This is a genomic window from Micromonospora sp. NPDC050784 (assembly GCF_044456765.1).
Lineage (GTDB): Bacteria > Actinomycetota > Actinomycetes > Mycobacteriales > Micromonosporaceae > Micromonospora > Micromonospora foliorum.
Map to the genome: position 1 here is coordinate 283471 of NZ_JBITGG010000003.1, position 16867 is coordinate 300337.

General features: G+C 72.0%; 17 protein-coding genes. 2 read left to right on the forward strand and 15 right to left on the reverse strand.

Features of this window, described 5'->3' with window-relative positions:
• Positions 1–6: 6 nt before the first annotated feature.
• The 7 genes from recA to ACIBD9_RS05835 form a co-directional block, all read right to left on the reverse strand.
• Positions 7–1053, reverse strand: a complete 1047-nt coding sequence (gene recA, locus ACIBD9_RS05805; protein WP_053656326.1) for a recombinase RecA — start codon at positions 1051–1053, stop codon at positions 7–9.
• Between the two features lie 184 nt (positions 1054–1237).
• Complete coding sequence (locus ACIBD9_RS05810) at positions 1238–1438, reverse strand: DUF3046 domain-containing protein (RefSeq protein WP_030489422.1); 201 nt, start codon at positions 1436–1438, stop codon at positions 1238–1240.
• 5 nt (positions 1439–1443) lie between these two features.
• Positions 1444–2835, reverse strand: a complete 1392-nt coding sequence (locus tag ACIBD9_RS05815) for an MFS transporter (RefSeq protein ID WP_396714888.1) — start codon at positions 2833–2835, stop codon at positions 1444–1446.
• A gap of 100 nt (positions 2836–2935) precedes the next feature.
• Positions 2936–3499 (reverse strand): hypothetical protein, encoded by a 564-nt coding sequence (locus ACIBD9_RS05820; protein WP_396714890.1) that lies wholly within the window; start codon positions 3497–3499, stop codon positions 2936–2938.
• A gap of 111 nt (positions 3500–3610) precedes the next feature.
• Complete coding sequence (locus ACIBD9_RS05825) at positions 3611–5215, reverse strand: FAD-dependent oxidoreductase (RefSeq protein ID WP_396714892.1); 1605 nt, start codon at positions 5213–5215, stop codon at positions 3611–3613.
• Positions 5216–5421: 206 nt separating this feature from the next.
• Positions 5422–6126, reverse strand: coding sequence for a UdgX family uracil-DNA binding protein (locus tag ACIBD9_RS05830; RefSeq protein WP_396714894.1), 705 nt, complete (start codon positions 6124–6126; stop codon positions 5422–5424).
• A gap of 311 nt (positions 6127–6437) precedes the next feature.
• Positions 6438–7778 carry an aminotransferase class I/II-fold pyridoxal phosphate-dependent enzyme gene (locus ACIBD9_RS05835; RefSeq protein ID WP_396714896.1) on the reverse strand — a complete coding sequence of 447 codons (1341 nt, stop codon included), beginning with the start codon at positions 7776–7778 and terminating at the stop codon, positions 6438–6440.
• Positions 7779–7814: 36 nt separating this feature from the next.
• Between ACIBD9_RS05835 and ACIBD9_RS05840 the strand changes: the two genes are divergently transcribed.
• Both ACIBD9_RS05840 and leuE read left to right on the forward strand, forming a co-directional pair.
• Positions 7815–9059, forward strand: a complete 1245-nt coding sequence (locus tag ACIBD9_RS05840) for a bifunctional pyridoxamine 5'-phosphate oxidase family protein/GNAT family N-acetyltransferase (RefSeq protein ID WP_396714898.1) — start codon at positions 7815–7817, stop codon at positions 9057–9059.
• A complete protein-coding gene (gene leuE, locus ACIBD9_RS05845) occupies positions 9059–9730 on the forward strand; it encodes a leucine efflux protein LeuE (protein WP_238659665.1) in 672 nt (223 codons plus the stop codon). The genes ACIBD9_RS05840 and leuE overlap by 1 nt, the downstream gene beginning before the upstream one ends.
• Before the next feature lie 110 nt (positions 9731–9840).
• On the opposite strand, the gene ACIBD9_RS05850 is transcribed toward leuE, so the two are convergent.
• The 8 genes from ACIBD9_RS05850 to ACIBD9_RS05885 form a co-directional block, all read right to left on the reverse strand.
• On the reverse strand, positions 9841–10770 hold the full coding sequence (locus ACIBD9_RS05850; RefSeq protein ID WP_396714900.1) for a sporulation protein: 930 nt from the start codon (positions 10768–10770) through the stop codon (positions 9841–9843).
• 113 nt (positions 10771–10883) lie between these two features.
• Positions 10884–11948 carry a hemolysin family protein gene (locus tag ACIBD9_RS05855; RefSeq protein ID WP_396714902.1) on the reverse strand — a complete coding sequence of 355 codons (1065 nt, stop codon included), beginning with the start codon at positions 11946–11948 and terminating at the stop codon, positions 10884–10886.
• A 52-nt stretch (positions 11949–12000) separates the two neighbouring features.
• Positions 12001–13356, reverse strand: a complete 1356-nt coding sequence (locus ACIBD9_RS05860) for a hemolysin family protein (protein ID WP_396714904.1) — start codon at positions 13354–13356, stop codon at positions 12001–12003.
• A 181-nt stretch (positions 13357–13537) separates the two neighbouring features.
• A complete protein-coding gene (gene mnhG, locus ACIBD9_RS05865; protein WP_396715077.1) occupies positions 13538–13888 on the reverse strand; it encodes a monovalent cation/H(+) antiporter subunit G in 351 nt (116 codons plus the stop codon).
• Complete coding sequence (locus ACIBD9_RS05870) at positions 13888–14151, reverse strand: monovalent cation/H+ antiporter complex subunit F (protein ID WP_238659661.1); 264 nt, start codon at positions 14149–14151, stop codon at positions 13888–13890. Before ACIBD9_RS05870 ends, mnhG begins: the two co-directional genes overlap by 1 nt.
• The gene (locus ACIBD9_RS05875) at positions 14148–14759 is read right to left on the reverse strand and encodes a Na+/H+ antiporter subunit E (protein ID WP_396714906.1); all 612 of its coding nucleotides are present in this window, start codon (positions 14757–14759) and stop codon (positions 14148–14150) included. The genes ACIBD9_RS05870 and ACIBD9_RS05875 overlap by 4 nt, the downstream gene beginning before the upstream one ends.
• Positions 14756–16261, reverse strand: a complete 1506-nt coding sequence (locus ACIBD9_RS05880; protein WP_396714908.1) for a Na+/H+ antiporter subunit D — start codon at positions 16259–16261, stop codon at positions 14756–14758. Before ACIBD9_RS05880 ends, ACIBD9_RS05875 begins: the two co-directional genes overlap by 4 nt.
• Positions 16261–16740: a Na(+)/H(+) antiporter subunit C gene (locus ACIBD9_RS05885; RefSeq protein WP_396714910.1), complete on the reverse strand. Its 480-nt coding sequence runs from the start codon at positions 16738–16740 to the stop codon at positions 16261–16263. Before ACIBD9_RS05885 ends, ACIBD9_RS05880 begins: the two co-directional genes overlap by 1 nt.
• Between the last annotated feature and the right edge of the window lie 127 nt (positions 16741–16867).

Sequence of the window (16867 nt, forward strand, 5' to 3'; positions counted from 1 at the left end):
GACCGGTCAGAAGTCGACCGGCGGCAGCTCCGGGCCACCGGCGGCGTCACCCGCGCCGACCCCGACGCCGAGCTTCTCCAGGATCTTCTTCTCGATCTCGGCGGCCACGTCCGGGTTTTCCTTCAGGAACTCCCGGGCCTTCTCCTTGCCCTGGCCGAGCTGGTCGCCGTCGTACGTGTACCAGGCTCCGGACTTGCGGATGATCGCCTGCTCCACGCCGACGTCGATCAGCGAGCCCTCACGCGAGATGCCCTTGCCGTACATGATGTCGAACTCGGCCTGCTTGAACGGTGCGGCGACCTTGTTCTTCACGACCTTGACCCGGGTGCGGTTACCGACCACGTCGGTGCCGTCCTTGAGGCTCTCGATGCGTCGCACGTCGAGCCGGACCGAGGCGTAGAACTTCAGCGCCCGACCACCGGTGGTGGTCTCCGGGCTGCCGAACATGACGCCGATCTTTTCCCGCAGCTGGTTGATGAAGATCGCCGTGGTGCCGGTGTTGCTGAGCACACCGGTGATCTTCCGCAGTGCCTGGCTCATCAGCCGGGCCTGGAGGCCCACGTGGCTGTCGCCCATCTCGCCCTCGATCTCGGCGCGCGGCACCAGGGCCGCCACCGAGTCGATCACGATGATGTCGATCGCGCCGGAGCGGATCAGCATGTCCGCGATCTCCAGCGCCTGCTCGCCGGTGTCCGGCTGGGAGACCAGCATCGCGTCGGTGTCGACGCCGAGGGCCTTCGCGTACTCCGGGTCGAGCGCGTGCTCGGCGTCGATGAAGGCGGCGATGCCGCCGAGTCGCTGGGCGCTGGCCACCGAGTGCAACGCCACCGTGGTCTTACCGCTGGACTCCGGGCCGTAGATCTCGACCACCCGGCCACGGGGCAGGCCGCCAATGCCGAGGGCCACGTCGAGCGCGATGGAGCCGGTCGGAATAATCGCGGTCTGGACGACCGGCCGGTCACCCAGCCGCATCACCGAGCCCTTGCCGAATTGCTTGTCAATCTGAGCGAGAGCAAGGTCGAGTGCCTTCTCCCGGTCAGGCCCTGCTGCCATGGTTGCCACCCCTGCCTTCGCCGGCGTCTTTGCTGAGCTTCGCGTCACGCGGACACGCTAGGCGCTAGGTCCGACAGAAAACCAGCCGACGGGCCGCGAGCTGTGGACGAGCACCCAGCTGTGGACAATAGCCGAACAGGTGTACGACTCGACAAGCGACACGCGGAACCGGCGAAAAGGCTGCTCAGCGTAGTCGGGCGGGCACGCGGTCGGGGTACGCGGCACAGACCGCCCGCCACACCACGTGTGTCTGCTCCCCCGATGCCAGGGCCTGCTCGATGGTCCGCCCGCCGAGCTGGGACAGCACCTGATCGCGGGCGATGCTGGCCGCGTAGCCGGGCCCGAACGCCTCGTCCAACCGCGTCCAGAAGTCGGTCAGCCGCACAGTGATCAGCCCTCCTCGTCCGGTGCCCCGGTCGGCACCGGGCGCAACGCTAGCGCCACCAGGGGCGCCGCCGCGACCGCCGCGAGCAGGGTGAGCACGGGATAACCGGCGAACTGCATGACAAACCCGCTGACCACGGCGGCCCCGGCCCCGGCCAGCCCCATGAGCAGGTCGGACAGCCCCTGGACGCTCGGCCGCACCTCGGCCGCCACCGACTCGGACAGCAGGGTCGAGCCGGCCACCATCGTCCCCGACCAGCCCAACCCGAGCAGGACCAGACCGACCGAGAGCCGGGGCGTGTGGTGCCCGGCGGTGCCGGCGACCGCGCAGGCGGCCAGCAGCAGCCCGACCCCACCGAGGATCACCGCCCGTCGACCGAGCCGGTCGGTGAGCCAGCCGACCACCGGGGAGAACGCGTACATGCCGGCGATGTGCAGGCTCAGCACGATGCCGACCAGCCGCAACACGTCGGCGTCGGCGTGCGACTCACCGAGCCGGACCGGGGTCATCGCCATCACCGCCACCATCACCAGGTGACCCACCGCCACGGCGGCGATGCCGAGTCGGGCGGCGGGCTGTCCGCGTACCACCGACCAGGCCACGCGCATCCCGGCGCCGCGCAGCACGCGCACCCTGACCGGCGCGGCGGCCGGCGTCGCACCGCCGCCCGCCGCCGGCGCCTCGGCCGCCACCACGGTCGCCGTCGCGTCGGCGGCCGGCGGCAGATCGGCGGCCGGCGCGTCGGCCGCCGCGAGCCGCCGCGCGGTGAGCAGCGGGTCGGGCCGGAGCAACCCGAGGAGTACGACGGCAGCCAGCACGAACGCGGCCGCGCTGAACGCGAACGGGCCGGCCAGCGGGGGCAGCCCCCAGCCGGTGGTGACCCGGTCGGCCAGCGCGGCGAAGTTGGGCGCGGCCACCGCACCGATGGTGGTGGCCCAGACGATCAGGGAGAGCTGCCGCCCCCGGCGGGCCGGCTCGGCGAGATCCACGGCCGTGTAGCGGGCCTGCAGGTTCGCGGCGGTGCCCCCACCGAAGAGCAGCATGCCGAGGAAGAGCAGCGGCACCCAGCGGGTGGCCGCGGCCAGCACCACCAGCACACCGCCGACAGCGCCGACCGTGTACGCCAGCACCAGGCCCGGTCGGCGACCGTGCCGCGCCATGATCCGGGTGACCGGGACGGCGAGCAGCGCGGCACCGACCACCCCGGCGCTCTGCGCGACACCGGCCACCGCGGTCCCGGCGACCCGCGCCGCGAGCAGCGCGCCCACGGAGATGCCGATGGTCACGCCGATCCCGCCGATGATCTGGGTGGTGAAGAGCAGCCGCAGGGTACGCCGCTGGATCGACGCGACGTCGGGTCGGGCGGCGGTACGCGGCGCGGTCAGGTCGGTCGCCATCGGCGCTCCTCAGGAAGGGTGTGACCCATCCTCGCGCACCCGCCCCGAGCAGCGGCAGTGGGTTTTGGCGGAACGGGGCCGCCACCGGCGCGGCCCACGCCTATGGTGCCCGCGATGCCAGCCGGCGGATACGGGTGAGGGTGAGCGCGGCGACGGCCACAGTGACGGCGGCGACCACCCCGAAGATCACCGCGAAGCCCTCGTTGTCGGCGGAGAGCAGGGCGAGCAGGATCAGCCCGAGGGAGATGCCCAGGATGGACAGCAGCGCCGCCCAGGTGGCCCGCCGCTGCCCGGCGAGGTAGCCGGGCAGGCCGGCCCGCACCGCCTCGTCCTCGGGCACGGTGCCGGTACGCATCGCCTCGCGCAGCGCGTACCCCTCGGGATCCCGCCGGGCATTCTGCTGGCCCGCCCCCAGCCTGCCCAGGAAGAGCGCCGGGCCGATCGAGACGGCGTTCAGCGCGGCACCCAGCACGGCTTCGTCAAGTGGTTCGTGTCGGTCGAAGAGCCAGCGCACCGGCAGCCCGATGAGCACCGTCATCGGCACCCAGTAGACGGCCATGAGCTGCAAGGCGGGCGCCCGCTCGAGGAACCGCTTCCCTCTCCCGCGACGCCCGGCGGCTGCAGCGGGCGCACCGGCGCGACGCTCCTCGTTGTCAACATCCATCGACACCCGTTACCCACCAGCGGGATCAGCGACGCACTGTCAATCTTGGACAGTTTCCGTTCCGCGCGAACGGAAACTGTCCAAGATCTCAGCTGCGCACGGCTGGGTCGGTCAGCCGGCCATCACCCGCTGGTGCAACGCGGAGACCGCCGAACGCGCCGCCACGAACGCGCCGTGCTGCCAGGCCACCTCATGGCTGAGCCAGTCCCCGGCGAAGTAGACCCGCCCGGCCGGCTGGAGCAGCAGGTTGTAGCCGGCGGTGCCGTACCGGGGTGACGTCCAGGCGCCCTCGATGTAGCGGGTCCGGTCCCAGGCGTGGGAGTACGAGCTGACCAGCTCACTGCGGTACTTGTCACCGTGGATCTTCACACCCTGGCTGATGGCACGCTCGCTGCGCTGCTCCGGCGTGAGCCCGCTGTACGCCCTGGCGTTCGCCCCGGTGTTGTAGTAGCCGACGACCAGGCCGCGCTTCCCGTGGAAGCCGTAGGACGGGTACCAGATGTGCGACAGGTCCAGGTCGGTCTCGGTGATGCCGCCGTAGATCCGCTGATCGATCTCCCACCAGCGGCTGCGGTATTCCAGGCCGATCTTTCCGGAGGCGGTGACCGGGAAGTCGGCCAGGGCCGCGGTCACCGCCGTGCCGAGGTTGTGCGGTACGCGGGCCATCAGGTGCGGCGGTAGCGCCGCCACGCAGTAGTCGGCGGTGATCTGCGACTGCCGGCCACCCTGCCGGTAGGTCACCTCGACCCGACTGCCCCGGTCGGTCACCGCGGTCACCTCGGCGTTGAGTCGGATCCGGTGCGGGCCCACCGCCCGGGCCAGGGCTCGGGGGATCTGGTCCATCCCGCCGACCGGCTGGAACATCAGCATCGCCTGGTCATAGCCGAACTCGAAGGAGAAGTACCGGCCGATGTTGCTGGCGAACACGTCGGAGAGCGCCGGCGGCGTACCGAGCGGGCTCCCCACGTCGTTGCCCGCGCCCGGATAGGTGAGATAGCCGCGACGGTTGGTGCCGGTGTACGCCCAGTCGCTGGTCCGTCCGCCGATCGCACCGAAGCTCTGCAGGAACGACAGCAGCCGGTCACGGTCCTCGGTGGTGAGCCGGGCGTCCAGCGCGCCCTGGTCGGTGGCCTTCGCGAGCAGTTCCGAGACGTAGCCGTACACGTCGGCCTTGGCGGTGCGGTACCGGACCGGCTCGGTCATCCCGGCGGACTCGTTGTAGATCCAGGCGTCGGCGTTCTGGTTGGTGAAGACCTCGATGGGTACACCGAGTTCCCGGCAGTAGTCCATCGTGACCATCCACTGTGCGATGCGGCCCGGCCCGGCGTTGAAGTAGACCCCGTCGGAGAAGCCGGCCCGCTGGGTGCGTCCGTCGAGGTCGGTCTCGACGTCGCCGCCGCGAATGGTCAGGTTCCGTCCACCGACGCGGTGCCGCGCCTCAAGGATGGTGCAGTGGTAGCCCGCCTTGCCCAACTCGTACGCCGTGGTGAGCCCGGCGATGCCGCCGCCGAGCACGACCACGCTGGCGCCCGACCGCCCGGTGAGAGTGAAGTCGGACCGCTCCGGCGGCCGGAACGCCGGGGTAACCGAGGCCGCCGCACTGGGGGCCAGCCCCATGGCGCCCATCGTGGCGAGCATCGCTCCGGCACCGCCGCTGACTCCGACCGTACGCAGGAACCCACGCCGGCTGACCATCGACTGCGTCTGATCGCTCATAACGGCCTCCCCTACAAGATCGACTCGCATGAGTCTGCAGAGGATCTGTTACGCGGTACCCGCATCGCCGTTTCCGGCGGGTATCGCGTAGCCGCCCGACCCGGGCGGCACTTTCCGTCGGCTCGGGTCGGGGCGGCTGCGTTTCGCCGCTCGGGCCGGGGCGGCTGGGTTTCGCCGGCTCCGGGCAGGGCGGCTGCGGTCGGCGGCTAGCCGGGCAGGGCGCGGGTGACGACGGTGAGGTCGGCGACCAGTCCCTCGTACGCCTTGTCCTGGTCGTCGGCCCGCAGGACGGCGGACGGGTGGATGGTGGCCAGCAGCCGGGCGTGCGGCGCGTCGGCCCGCTTTCCGGCGTTGTCCACGGGCACCTGCTCGAAGTCGGCGGGGTGTTGGGCCGACTCCGGCCAGGGCAGCAGCTCGCCCCGCTGCCGGGTGACCCGGAAGGACGGGCCGAGCAGCGCCTTGGCGGCGGTCGCGCCGAGTACCACCACGATCTCCGGACGCAGCCGGGCGAACTCCGCGACCAACCAGGGGCGGCAGGCGGTGATGTGCGCCTGGTCCGGGGTCTGGTGGATCCGCCGCTTACCGCGCAGCTCGAAACGAAAGTGCTTCACGGCATTTGTCAGGTACAGGTGACCCGGGTCCAGCCCGGCGTCGTCGACCGCACGGCGCAGCAGGCGTCCGGCCGGGCCGACGAAGGGCAACCCCTTCTGGTCCTCCATGTCACCGGGCTGCTCGCCGACCAGCACCACGCGGGCGCTCTCGTCACCCCGGCCGAAGACCGTCTGCGAGGCGTCCCGGTACAGCTCGCAACCCCGACAGCCGCCGGCGGCGGTGCGCAGGTCGTCGATGGTGTCGGCGTCGGGCGGGATGAACCGCTGGGCGCCCGGAGCGCTCCCGGTCTGCTCGGCCATGCCGACTGTTATATACCTGTTCGTTGCTCGCCGCCGGATACGCCCCGGCGCATCGGCGGCTCCGCGTCAGTATCCGTTCCCGCCCCCATCGCCACCGGACGCGATCGCGATCAGCACGATGACGATGATGATGATCGCCACCGCCACCGCGATCCAGATCCCCTTACGAGCCCCACGAGAAGCCATGTCCCCCACCTCCGGGCGCCCGCATACCCGTCCCGGCCGTCCCGAATCCCCGCGATGTCCCACTTTCTGCCCCAACTCCCGCAGGCCCGGCATTTCCCTGATCAGCGATGAGATGGCCAGAGGGGTCAGGTGGGGAAGCCCCGGGAGGGGGGTGGGTTCTCGGCGTGGGCCAGGGCGGCGGCCAGGGGGGCCAGGTCGGCGGTGTCCAGGGAACTGACGGTGATGCGCAGGGCGGGCGGGGCGGCGATCCGGTAGAGAGCGCCGGGGGCCACCGCCCAGCCGGCGTCGCGGAGCGCGGTCACCGTGCTGGTCTCGTCCGCGACCGGCAGCCAGACGTTGATGCCGCTGCGACCGTGTGCGGTCAGGCCGTGCTCGGCCAGCGCGGCGAGCAGCCCTTCGCGCCGCTGCTCGTAGCTCCGCGCCGCCCGCTGCACCAACTCGGCGACCGCCGGGTCCCGCCACAGGGAGAGCACCAGGCGTTGCAGCACGGTGGAGACCCAGCCGGCGCCGACCCGGGTACGGCCACTCACCCGGGCCACAGTCGTCTCGTCGCCGACCAGCACCGCCAGCCGCAGGTCCGGGCCGAAGGGCTTGCTCACCGAACGGAGGAAGGCCCAACTCGCGGTCGCACCGGCCAGCGGGTGCAGGGGTACGCGGGCCAGTTCGGCCGCGTGGTCGTCCTCGATCAGCAGCAGGTCCCGTCGGCCGGCGAGCAGCGCCCGCAGCGCCTCGGCGCGGGCCGCCGAGACGGCCGCGCCGGTCGGATTCTGCGCCCGACTGGTGACGATCAGCGCCCGCGCTCCGGCGGCCAGCGCAGCGGCCACCCCGGCGACCAGCGGCCCCTCGTCGTCCAGCGGTACGCCGATCGGGCGCAGGCCCAGCGCGGCGACCAGATCGAGCAGGTTGGCCCAGCCCGGGTCCTCGACCGCCACCGCGTCGCCGGGGCGCAGGTGGGCGCCGAGCAGCCGCTCGATGCCGTCCAGCGCACCGCCGGTGAGGGTCAACTCCCCGGCCGGTACGCCGTCGGCGCGCAGCCGGGCGCGGGCCGCCTCGCCCAGTTCGGGCAGCACTCCGGCATCGGAGTAGCCGACCGACGGGCCGCCGTCGGTGGCGAGCGCCGCCAGGTGCGGGCCCAGCGGTGGCAGCAGCCGGGGGTCGGGTTCACCTCGGGACAGGTCCCGGGCACCGGGCAACGGTGGGGGGCGCAGCGCGGAGCGGCGGGCAGCCACCGGCGGGCGGGGGCGTACCCGGGTGCCGTGCCGACCGGCGGTGGCGAGCAGGCCGCGCTGGCGTAGTTCCTGGTAGGCGCGGGCGACCGTGGCCGGGCTGACCCCCAGCTCGGCGGCGAGCGCCCGCACGGGCGGCAGGGCGGCCCCCGGCGACAGGGCGCCGGTACGGATGCCCGACTCGATGCTGGCCGAAATCTCGACGGCTGTCGTACCGGTGAGCTGATAGCGTGCTGACACAAACAAGAGATTGTACTAGAACAAAGGGGCGAGCGCATGTATCCACCCACCGCCCGGACCACACCCCACCGCTCCCGCGACAAGATGAGCTACGACCAGGCCGCCGCCCACGCCGTGCTCGACGAGGCGTACGACTGCGCGCTCAGCTTCGTCGTCGACGGCCAGCCACGGGTGCTGCCCACCCTGCACGTCCGCATCGGCGACACGCTCTACCTGCACGGCTCCACCGGCAGTCGGCCGCTGCTCGCCGCCCGGGGCGACGACGGCCTGCCGGTCTGCGTCGCGGTGACACTGCTCGACGGGCTGGTCTACGCCCGCTCCCAGTTCCACCACAGCGCCAACTACCGCTCGGTCGTCGCGCACGGCACCGCCCGACTGGTCACCGACGAGCGGGAGAAGCTCGCCATGCTCACCGCGCTGGTCGAGAAGGTCGGCGCGGGACGCAGCACCGCCACCCGTCCGCCCAGCCGTCGCGAGCTGGCCGAGACCGCCGTACTGGCGCTGCCACTGCGCGAGGTGTCCGTCCGGGCCCGCAGCGGCGGGGTCCGCGAGGACGAGGCAGACCTGCACCTCCCGCACTGGGCCGGCGTGCTGCCGCTGCGACTGACCGCCGGCCCACCCGAGCCGGACGCCGGGGTCACCGCGCCGCTGCCGGCGTACCTGCGGACGCCCCGCACGCCCTGGCACGACCCGGTGCCGCTGCACGGCGAGCACGTTCGGCTGGAGCCGCTGGAGGTGGCGCACGCCGACGAGTTGCACGCCGCCACCGCGGACCCGGAGGTGTGGCGGCACCTCAGCGTCGCGCCGCCCACCACTCCCGCGAGTACCGCCGAGGTGATCGGCGCCGCCCTGGCCGCCCAGCACCGGGGCGAGCGGGTGGCCTGGGTGCAGCGGTGCGCGGCGACCGGGGCGGTGGTGGGCAGCACCTCCTACTACGAGATCGACCCGGACCGGCGGGCGGTGGCGATCGGGCACACCTTCCTCGGCCGGCCCTGGTGGCGTACCGGGATCAACACCGAGGCGAAGTTGCTGCTGCTCGGCCGGGCCTTCGACGACCTGGGCGCGGTACGGGTCGCCTGGCACACCGACATCCGCAACGTTCGCTCCCAGGCGGCCATCGAACGGCTCGGCGCGACCCGGGAAGGGGTGCTGCGGATGCACCGGCAACGCCCGGACGGCTCCTGGCGGGACACCGTGCAGTACGCGATGACCGTCGACGAGTGGCCGAACGCACAGGCCAGGCTGCGAGAAAGACTTCTGCGGACGGCACCGGTGGCGTGATGATGGCGGGCGTGCTGGGGATCACCGACATCTGGACGTACGTACTGGGCACCGTGGCCATCATCCTGCTGCCCGGGCCAAACTCACTCTTCGTACTCTCCACCGCGGCCAAGCGGGGCGTCGCGGTCGGCTACCGGGCCGCCGGTGGCGTGTTCGTTGGCGACGGGGTGCTGATGTTCCTCTCCGCCGCCGGGGTGGCGTCGCTGCTCAAGGCGTACCCGCCGCTGTTCATGGTGATCAAGTACGCCGGTGCCGCGTACCTCGGTTATGTCGGGGTGACCATGCTGCTCGGCGCCGCGCGGCGCTGGCGCGACCGCAACGACCCGAGTACGCCGCGGCTCATCGACGCCGCGGAGCCGGCGGCGATGCGCAGCCCGTTCCGCAAGGCGCTGGTGATCAGCCTGCTGAACCCCAAGGCGATCCTGTTCTTCATCTCGTTCTTCATCCAGTTCGTCGACCCGGGTTACGCCTGGCCGGCGCTGTCGTTCCTACTGCTCGGGCTGATCGCGCAGGTGACCAGTGCGCTCTACCTGACCGCGTTGATCTTCGCGGGCACCTTCCTGGCCGCCCAGTTCCGCCAGCGGCGCCGCCTGGCGGCCGGTGGCACCACCGCCGTGGCAGCCCTGTTCCTGGCCTTCAGCCTCAAGCTGGCCACCGCCAGCGCCGGCTGACCCCGCTCCCCGTCCACCGCGATCTTGCACTTTCGGTCGTCGAAACGCGCGCTCTGAGCCGGTTTGTCGCCGCAGAAACTGCAAGATCGCGGGGGTGAGAGGGCGGGGGGTCAGGTGCCGTCGCCGCCAGAGCCGCCGCCTCCTACGCCGGCGCCGCCGGCGGTGCCGCCGAGCCCGTAGCCCGGTCGGATCGGCTCGTCGGGATGGCGGCTGACGTGGGCCGACCCGGCGATCTGCGCGGACCAGTCGGCGTGCGCGGCCGCCGCGGCGTGCCGGTTGATCGCCTGGCGGATCCAGCCGTCCACTGTGGCGACCCAGTCCCGCCGGTCGGCGCCCTCGTGCCAGATCCGGAACCGGCTGATGCTCTGGTGGGTGATTCCGGCCAGCGCCAGCCGGCGATCCATCCAGAGGATCGCCTCCAGGCCCGCCGAGTTGGTCACGAAGATCACCTCCAGCTCGGTGATCGGGCCGGCGTAGAGCGGCCCCACCCAGTAGCCCCAACGCTGGTGCAACGGCAGGGTGTGCTCCACCCCCGGCAACCCGCCCTCCTGCAACCCGGACTGGCGGATCATGAAGCCCAGCGTGTCCAGCGCCGCCAGCACGTGCTGCTGGGTGGGGATCGGATGCACGAAGACCGGCACCATGGCCCCCTGGTCAAGGTCGGGGTCGAGCGACACCTCGGTCCGCAGGCCCATCCGCAGGCTCAGCAGCGGCACCCCACCGAAGGTGGTCACCGGGGTCTCCCACGGCAGCGGGAACGCGAAGTCGACCGCCCGCCGCCGACCGGCCGGTACCACGAACCGGCCGGCGATCGGCAGGTGGTGGAACTGCACGAGACGTCGGGCCGCGTTCGGGTCGTCCGGCTCGACAGTGGTGACGAGGCCGAGCCGGATGTGCCGCACCAGCACGTCCTCCGGACCGGCCGCGAGGGTTACCCGCCCCGGCAGGCGCAGGCCCGGACGGGTACTCGGGTTGGGCAGCGTGGTCTGCACGGAGAGCCCGGTCCCACCGGACTCCGGGGACACTCCGGTCAGCCGCACCGCGCCCTCCACTCCAGGCTGGGGTGGCCCCGCCGCCGCGAGGCCACCTCAACTGTCGCGGACCCGGCGCGTGGTCACCCCGACTTCGACGGAACGTGACCACCCATCCGGTTTCACCGCAACCGACGCCCGCGGGGCACCGTGTCGGTCTCGTCGTCGAACTCCCCGATGACCTCCTCCAGGAGGTCCTCCAGGGCCACGAAGCCGATCGGCCGGGCCGGGCCACCGCCGTTGCGTACCAGCGCGAGCTGCGACTGCCGGGCCCGCATCGCCGCCACCGCCTCGGTGACCGAGGACGTCGCGGGCAGGGTGAACGCGGGCGTCATCAACTCAGCCGCGGTGGCGACCCGGCCGGTGGTGACCACGCGTACCGCCTCCCGGACGTGCACGAGGCCGCACACGTCGCCCGCCTCGTCCAGCACCGCCAGTCGGGAGCGACCGCTGTCCCGGCTGACCTCCTCGATCCGCCCGGCCGAATCGTCCCGGCGGACGGTGACCATGGTGGAGAACGGTTCCATCACCTGCGCCACCGACGTGCCCTGCAACTCCAGCATGCTGGTCAGCAACTGGTGCTGCTCGGCGCCGAGCAGCCCGTGCTCACGGGACTGCTCCAGCAGGATCCGCAGCTCGTCCGGGCCGTGCACCTGGGCGAGCTGGTCCTGCTGGTTAACGCCGACCAGTCGCAGGATCGCGTTGGCCAGGGCGTTCAGCGCGGAGAGGACCGGCCGGGAGACCCGGGCGAAGGCGCGGAACGGCAACGCGAGCAGCGTCGCCGAGCGCTCCGCGTCGGTGATCGCCCACGACTTCGGCGCCATCTCCCCCACCACCAGGTGCAGGAAGGTCACCACCCCTAGGGCGAAGACCAGGGCGATCAGGTGACTGGCCGCGTCCGGTAGGCCCACCGCGTGCAGCAGAGGGCTGAGCAGGTGCTCGATGGCCGGTTCGGCCAGCGCGCCGAGACCCAGGGTGCACAGCGTGATGCCCAGCTGCGCGCCGGCCAGCATCAGCGACAGTTCGCGGACGCCGTCGAGCGCGGCCCGGGCCGCCCGACCACCGTTCGCCGCCGCCTGCTCCAGGCGGTAGCGCTTACTGGCCACCAGGGCGAACTCGGCGGCCACGAAGAACCCGTTCAGCGCCAGCAGGATCACCGAGCTGAACAGTGCGATCCCGGGGCTCATCGGCGCTTTCCTTCACTCGCGACTGCGGGGCTCGCAAGTTCACTCCTCGCGCTCATGCAGTCACCCCCGGTTTGGTCAGCTGCAACCGCACCGAGTCGGCCACGTGCCGGTCCACGGCCAGCACCTCGACCAGCGCCCGGGGCTCGGCCTCGTTGTCCTCGCCGTCCGCCCCCTCGGGCAGCAGGCTGATCTCCAGTCGGTCACCGACCTCCGGCACCCGACCCAGCTCCCGCATCACCAACCCGGACAGGGTGTCGTACTCGGGGGCCTCGGGCAGGGCGATCCCGGTGCTGTCGGCGACCTCGTCGATCCGCCAGCGGGCCGGCACCACCCAGGACCCGTCGTCCTGCCGGGCCGGGGCCCGCTCCGGTGGGTCGTCCTCGTCGCGGATCGGGCCGACCAGCTCCTCGGCGATGTCCTCCAGCGTGATGACGCCGGCGAAGCCGCCGTACTCGTCGACCACGCACGCCATCTGCCGGTGCCCGGACCGCAGGCGGTCGAGCACCGTGGGCAGGGGCAACGTCTCCGGTACGAGCAGCGGCGGCCCGGCCACCGCACTCACCGGGGTGGTGGCCCGCTCCCCCGGGGGTACGCCGAGCACGTCGGCGATGCCGACAATGCCGAGCAGGTCGTCGACGCCCTCCGCCCCGCGAACCGGGAAGCGGGAGTGGCCGGTGTCCAACAGCTCGACCACCCGGCTGACCGGCTCGTGCGCCCGTACGGTGTGCACGTCGACGCGCGGCACCATGGCCTCGCCGGCGGTCAGTTCGCGGAAGTCGAGACCTCGGTCGAGCAGCGTGGACATCTCGGCGTCGAGGCTGCCCTCCTCGCGGGACTCGGCGATGATCTGTTCCAGGTCCGCCGGGGTGGCGCCGCTGGGCAGTTCCTCGATCGGTTCGATGCCGATGCGGCGCAGCAGACGGACCGACGCCCGGTCGAAGAGCCGGATCAGCGGCCCGGCGACGGCCAGGTAGATCAGGGTGGAGCGGCTCAGCGCCCGGGCCAGTCGTTCGGCCCGGGCGATGGCCAGGTTCTTCGGGGCCAGCTCACCGAGGACCATCTGCACGATGGTGGCGATGACCAGGGCCAACGCCACCGACAGCGGCAGGCTGACCGCCTCGCTGACGCCGGCCACGTCGAGCAGGTCGGCGAGGCCACCACCCAGGTACGGCTCGGCGACGTAGCCGACCAGCAGCGCGGTGACGGTGATGCCGAGTTGGGCGCCGGAGAGCACGAAGGAGAGCCGGCTGGTGACGGTCAGGGCCCGGGCGGCGGCCTGGTCGCCGTCATCGGCGAGCTGGCGCAGCTTGCCCCGGTCCACGGCGACGTAGCCGAACTCCTGCGCCACGAAGTAACCGGTGGCGGCAGTGAGAAGAATGATCAGAAGGAGACCGACAACGATCAACACGGGTCGCTCAGGGCTCCCGGGGTCGTCGGTACGGGGATATGCCGGGCACGACCCGGCTGGCTACTGCTGCCCTCCTGGGCAGAAGAGTCGATCATGCCGTCATTTTATCGGCGCTGGCTGGGACTCCGCTGGGGGTGGGCCGAAGGAGCGGAACGTCCGGTTCGGCAGGTGCCACCGCGGGTCACGCCGGCTCCTCACCCGCGCCGCGCTCGGCCAGCTCATCGGCGTCGAGCAGACTCCGGTCGAGCCGCCCCGACCGGTACGCGGCCCGCCCGATCATCTGCGCCGCGACCGGCGCGGTCGCCAACTGGAAGACCGCCACCAGCAGGATCATGCCCAGGTCCGCCGAGGACCGCAGCCGCAACGCGATGCCCAGCAGCAACAGGAGCACCCCCAGCACCTGCGGCTTGGTGGCCGCGTGCATCCGGGACAGCGCGTCCGGGAAACGCAGTACGCCGATCCCGGCGGCCAGGCCGAGCAGCGCGCCGGCCACCAGACAACCGGCGCCGAGCCAGTCCGCGATCGTCGCGATCACTGCTGCTCCCGGACGGCGAAGCGGACCAGCGACACCGAGCCCACGAAGCCGAGCAGGGAGAGCACCACCAACACGGGCAGGGTGCTGGCGTGCCGGTTGACGGCCGCCTCGGCGCCCACCGCGCCGACCATCGTGGCGAGCAGCATGTCCGCGGCGATCACCCGGTCCACCAGCGACGGGCCACGGTAGAGGCGGGCCAGCGCGAGGAGCGCGGTGACCGACAGCAGGGCGGTGAGGACGACGGCCAGGAACGTGGTCACGAGCGGGTTCCCTTCTCGGGTGTGGCGACGTCGAGGTGGCGCAGTTCGGTGGTGGCGCCGACCGCGCGGATGATCCGCCGCTCGACGGTGAGCGTGCGTTCCCGGGCCGCGTCCAGGTCCCCCGGGCCGTGGGTGTCCAGGACGTGCAGGTAGAGCGTTCCGGAGTCCCGGTCCACCTCGAGGATCAGCGTGCCCGGCACCAATGAGACCGCTTCGGCGGTGAGCGCCAGGTTCAGGTCGGTGGACACCCGCAACCGGACCGCGATGATCGCCCCGCGCGGCCGGTAGCCGGGCTGCACGGCGATCCGGGCGACGTGCAGGCTCGCGCTGACCAGCTCGACGGCGAACCGGCCCGCGAACACCAGCAGCGCCCACGGTCGCAACCGGCCACCGAAGCTGACCGCCGGTAGCGGGAAGAACACCAGCACGGCCGCACCCACCAGCAGGCCACCGATGAGGTTGGCCCAGTTGATGTCGCCCCAGAGCAGACTCCAGACCAGCACCAGCCACCCGAGCGCCACCGCCTGGTCCCGCCAGCGCCCGAGCCGACCCCGCCCCACCGCCGGGGGCCCGGGGGCGTCCGGAGCCGGCTCGGGGGAGCCGGTCACGGCACACCGCCCGGCAGCACGGCACGCACGTACGGGGTGCGCAGGCGCAGGTCCGCGGCCGCGTCGGCGGTGACGTCGAAGAGCGGCCCGGCCAGCACGGTCAACGCCAACCCGAGGGCGACCAGGGCCACGGTGGCGCCCACCATCAGTCTCGGCAACCGGACGACCGGTTCGTTGGTGGCCAGCCTGGGCGCGCGCCAGAACGCGATGTTCCACACCCGGGACGCCACGTACAGGGTGAGCAGGCTGGTCAGCGTGCCGGCCGCGACCAGCACCCCGGGCAGCGGTCCACCTACCGCCACCCCGGCCTGGAGCAGGCCGAGCTTGCCGAGGAAGCCGGAGAACGGTGGCACTCCGGCGAGGTTCATGGCCGGGACGAAGAACAGCACACCCAGCAGCGGCGCCACCCGGGCCAGCCCGCCGATACGACGCAGGTCGGTGCTGCCGGCGCGCTCCTCGACCAGCCCGGCGACGAGGAACAGCGTGGTCTGGATGGTGATGTGGTGCACCACGTAGAAGATCGCGCCGGAGAGTCCGGCGGCGGTGCTCAACGCCACCCCGAAGATCATGTAGCCGATGTGACTGACCAGGGTGAACGAGAACATTCGCTTCAGGTCGGACTGGGCCACCGCACCGAGGATGCCGATCACCATGGTCAACCCGGCGACGACCATGAGCAGCACGTGGGCACGCCCACCGGGAAACAGCAACGTCTCGGTACGGATGATCGCGTAGACGCCCACCTTGGTGAGCAGACCCGCGAAGACGGCCGTGACCGGCGCCGGCGCGGTGGGGTAGCTGTCCGGCAACCAGGCCGACAGGGGGAAGACCGCCGCCTTGATCGCGAACGCCAGCAGCACCATCAGCTCCAGGGCCAGTCGGACGCCGTCGGGCAGGTCGTCGAGGCGCTGGGCGAGTTGGGCGAGGTTGAGCGTGCCGGTGGCCGCGTACACCAGACCCACCGATGTCAGGAAGATCATCGAGGAGAGGATGCTGACCACCACGTACGTCGACCCGGTCCGGATCCGGGTCTCGGTGCCGCCCAAGGTGATCAGCACGAAGCTGGCGGCCAGCAGGATCTCGAACCCGACGAAGAGGTTGAACAGGTCACCGGCCAGGAACGCGTTGGTGACACCCGCGGTGAGCACCAGGTACGTCGGGTGGAAGATCGACACCGGCGAGCTCTCGCTCGTCTCGCTGCGACCCTGGCCGATCGAGTACAGCAGCACGCAGAGGGTCACCGCCGAGGACACCACAAGCATCAGCGCGGCGAGTTGGTCGGCCACCAGGACGATGCCGACCGGCGCCGGCCACGCCCCGACCGCCACCACCACCGGCCCGTGCCGGTACGCCTGCACCAACAGCAGCACCGCCACCATGAGCGTGCCGCCCAGACACAGCACGCTGATCGCGCGCTGGAGCCGGGGCTTCCCGGCCAGCAGCAGGGTCAGCGCCGCGCCGAGCAGTGGCACCACCACCGGCAGCGGCACCAGCGTGCTCATCACGCGTCATCCCCGCGTCGTAGCCGTCGGCGGGCCGGCTCGGGATCGACCTGCTCCGGGTCGCCGTTCGGCCCCTCCCCGCCGAGGTCGACCGCGCCCGCCTCGTTCCGCACGGCCCGGCGGATGATCTGCCGGTCCTCCAGGTCGTCGGGGACCTCGTCGTCGCCGGAGAGGTACCAGCTGCGGTACGCGACCGCGAGCAGGAACGCGGTGAACCCGAAGGTGATCACGATGGAGGTCAGCACCATCGCCTGCGGCAGCGGGTCACTCATCCGCTCCACCGGCCCCGTACCGACGATCGGCGCCCCGCCCGACCGCCCGCCCAACAGGATCAACAGGTTCACCCCGTTGCCGAGCATGATCACCCCGAGCAGGATCCGGGTCAGGCTGCGCTCCAACAGCAGGATCACCCCGCACCCGACCAGCACCGCGACGGCCAACACCAGCACCAACGTCGGCCCCGCACCGCTCGCCGTCACCGTGCCACCTCTGTTCGCGACTGCGGGGCTCGCAAACCCGGCTCACTCCTCGCGCTCACCGTGCCACCTCTGTTCGCGACTGCGGGGCTCGCAAACCCGGCTCACTCCTCGCGCTCACGGTGCCACC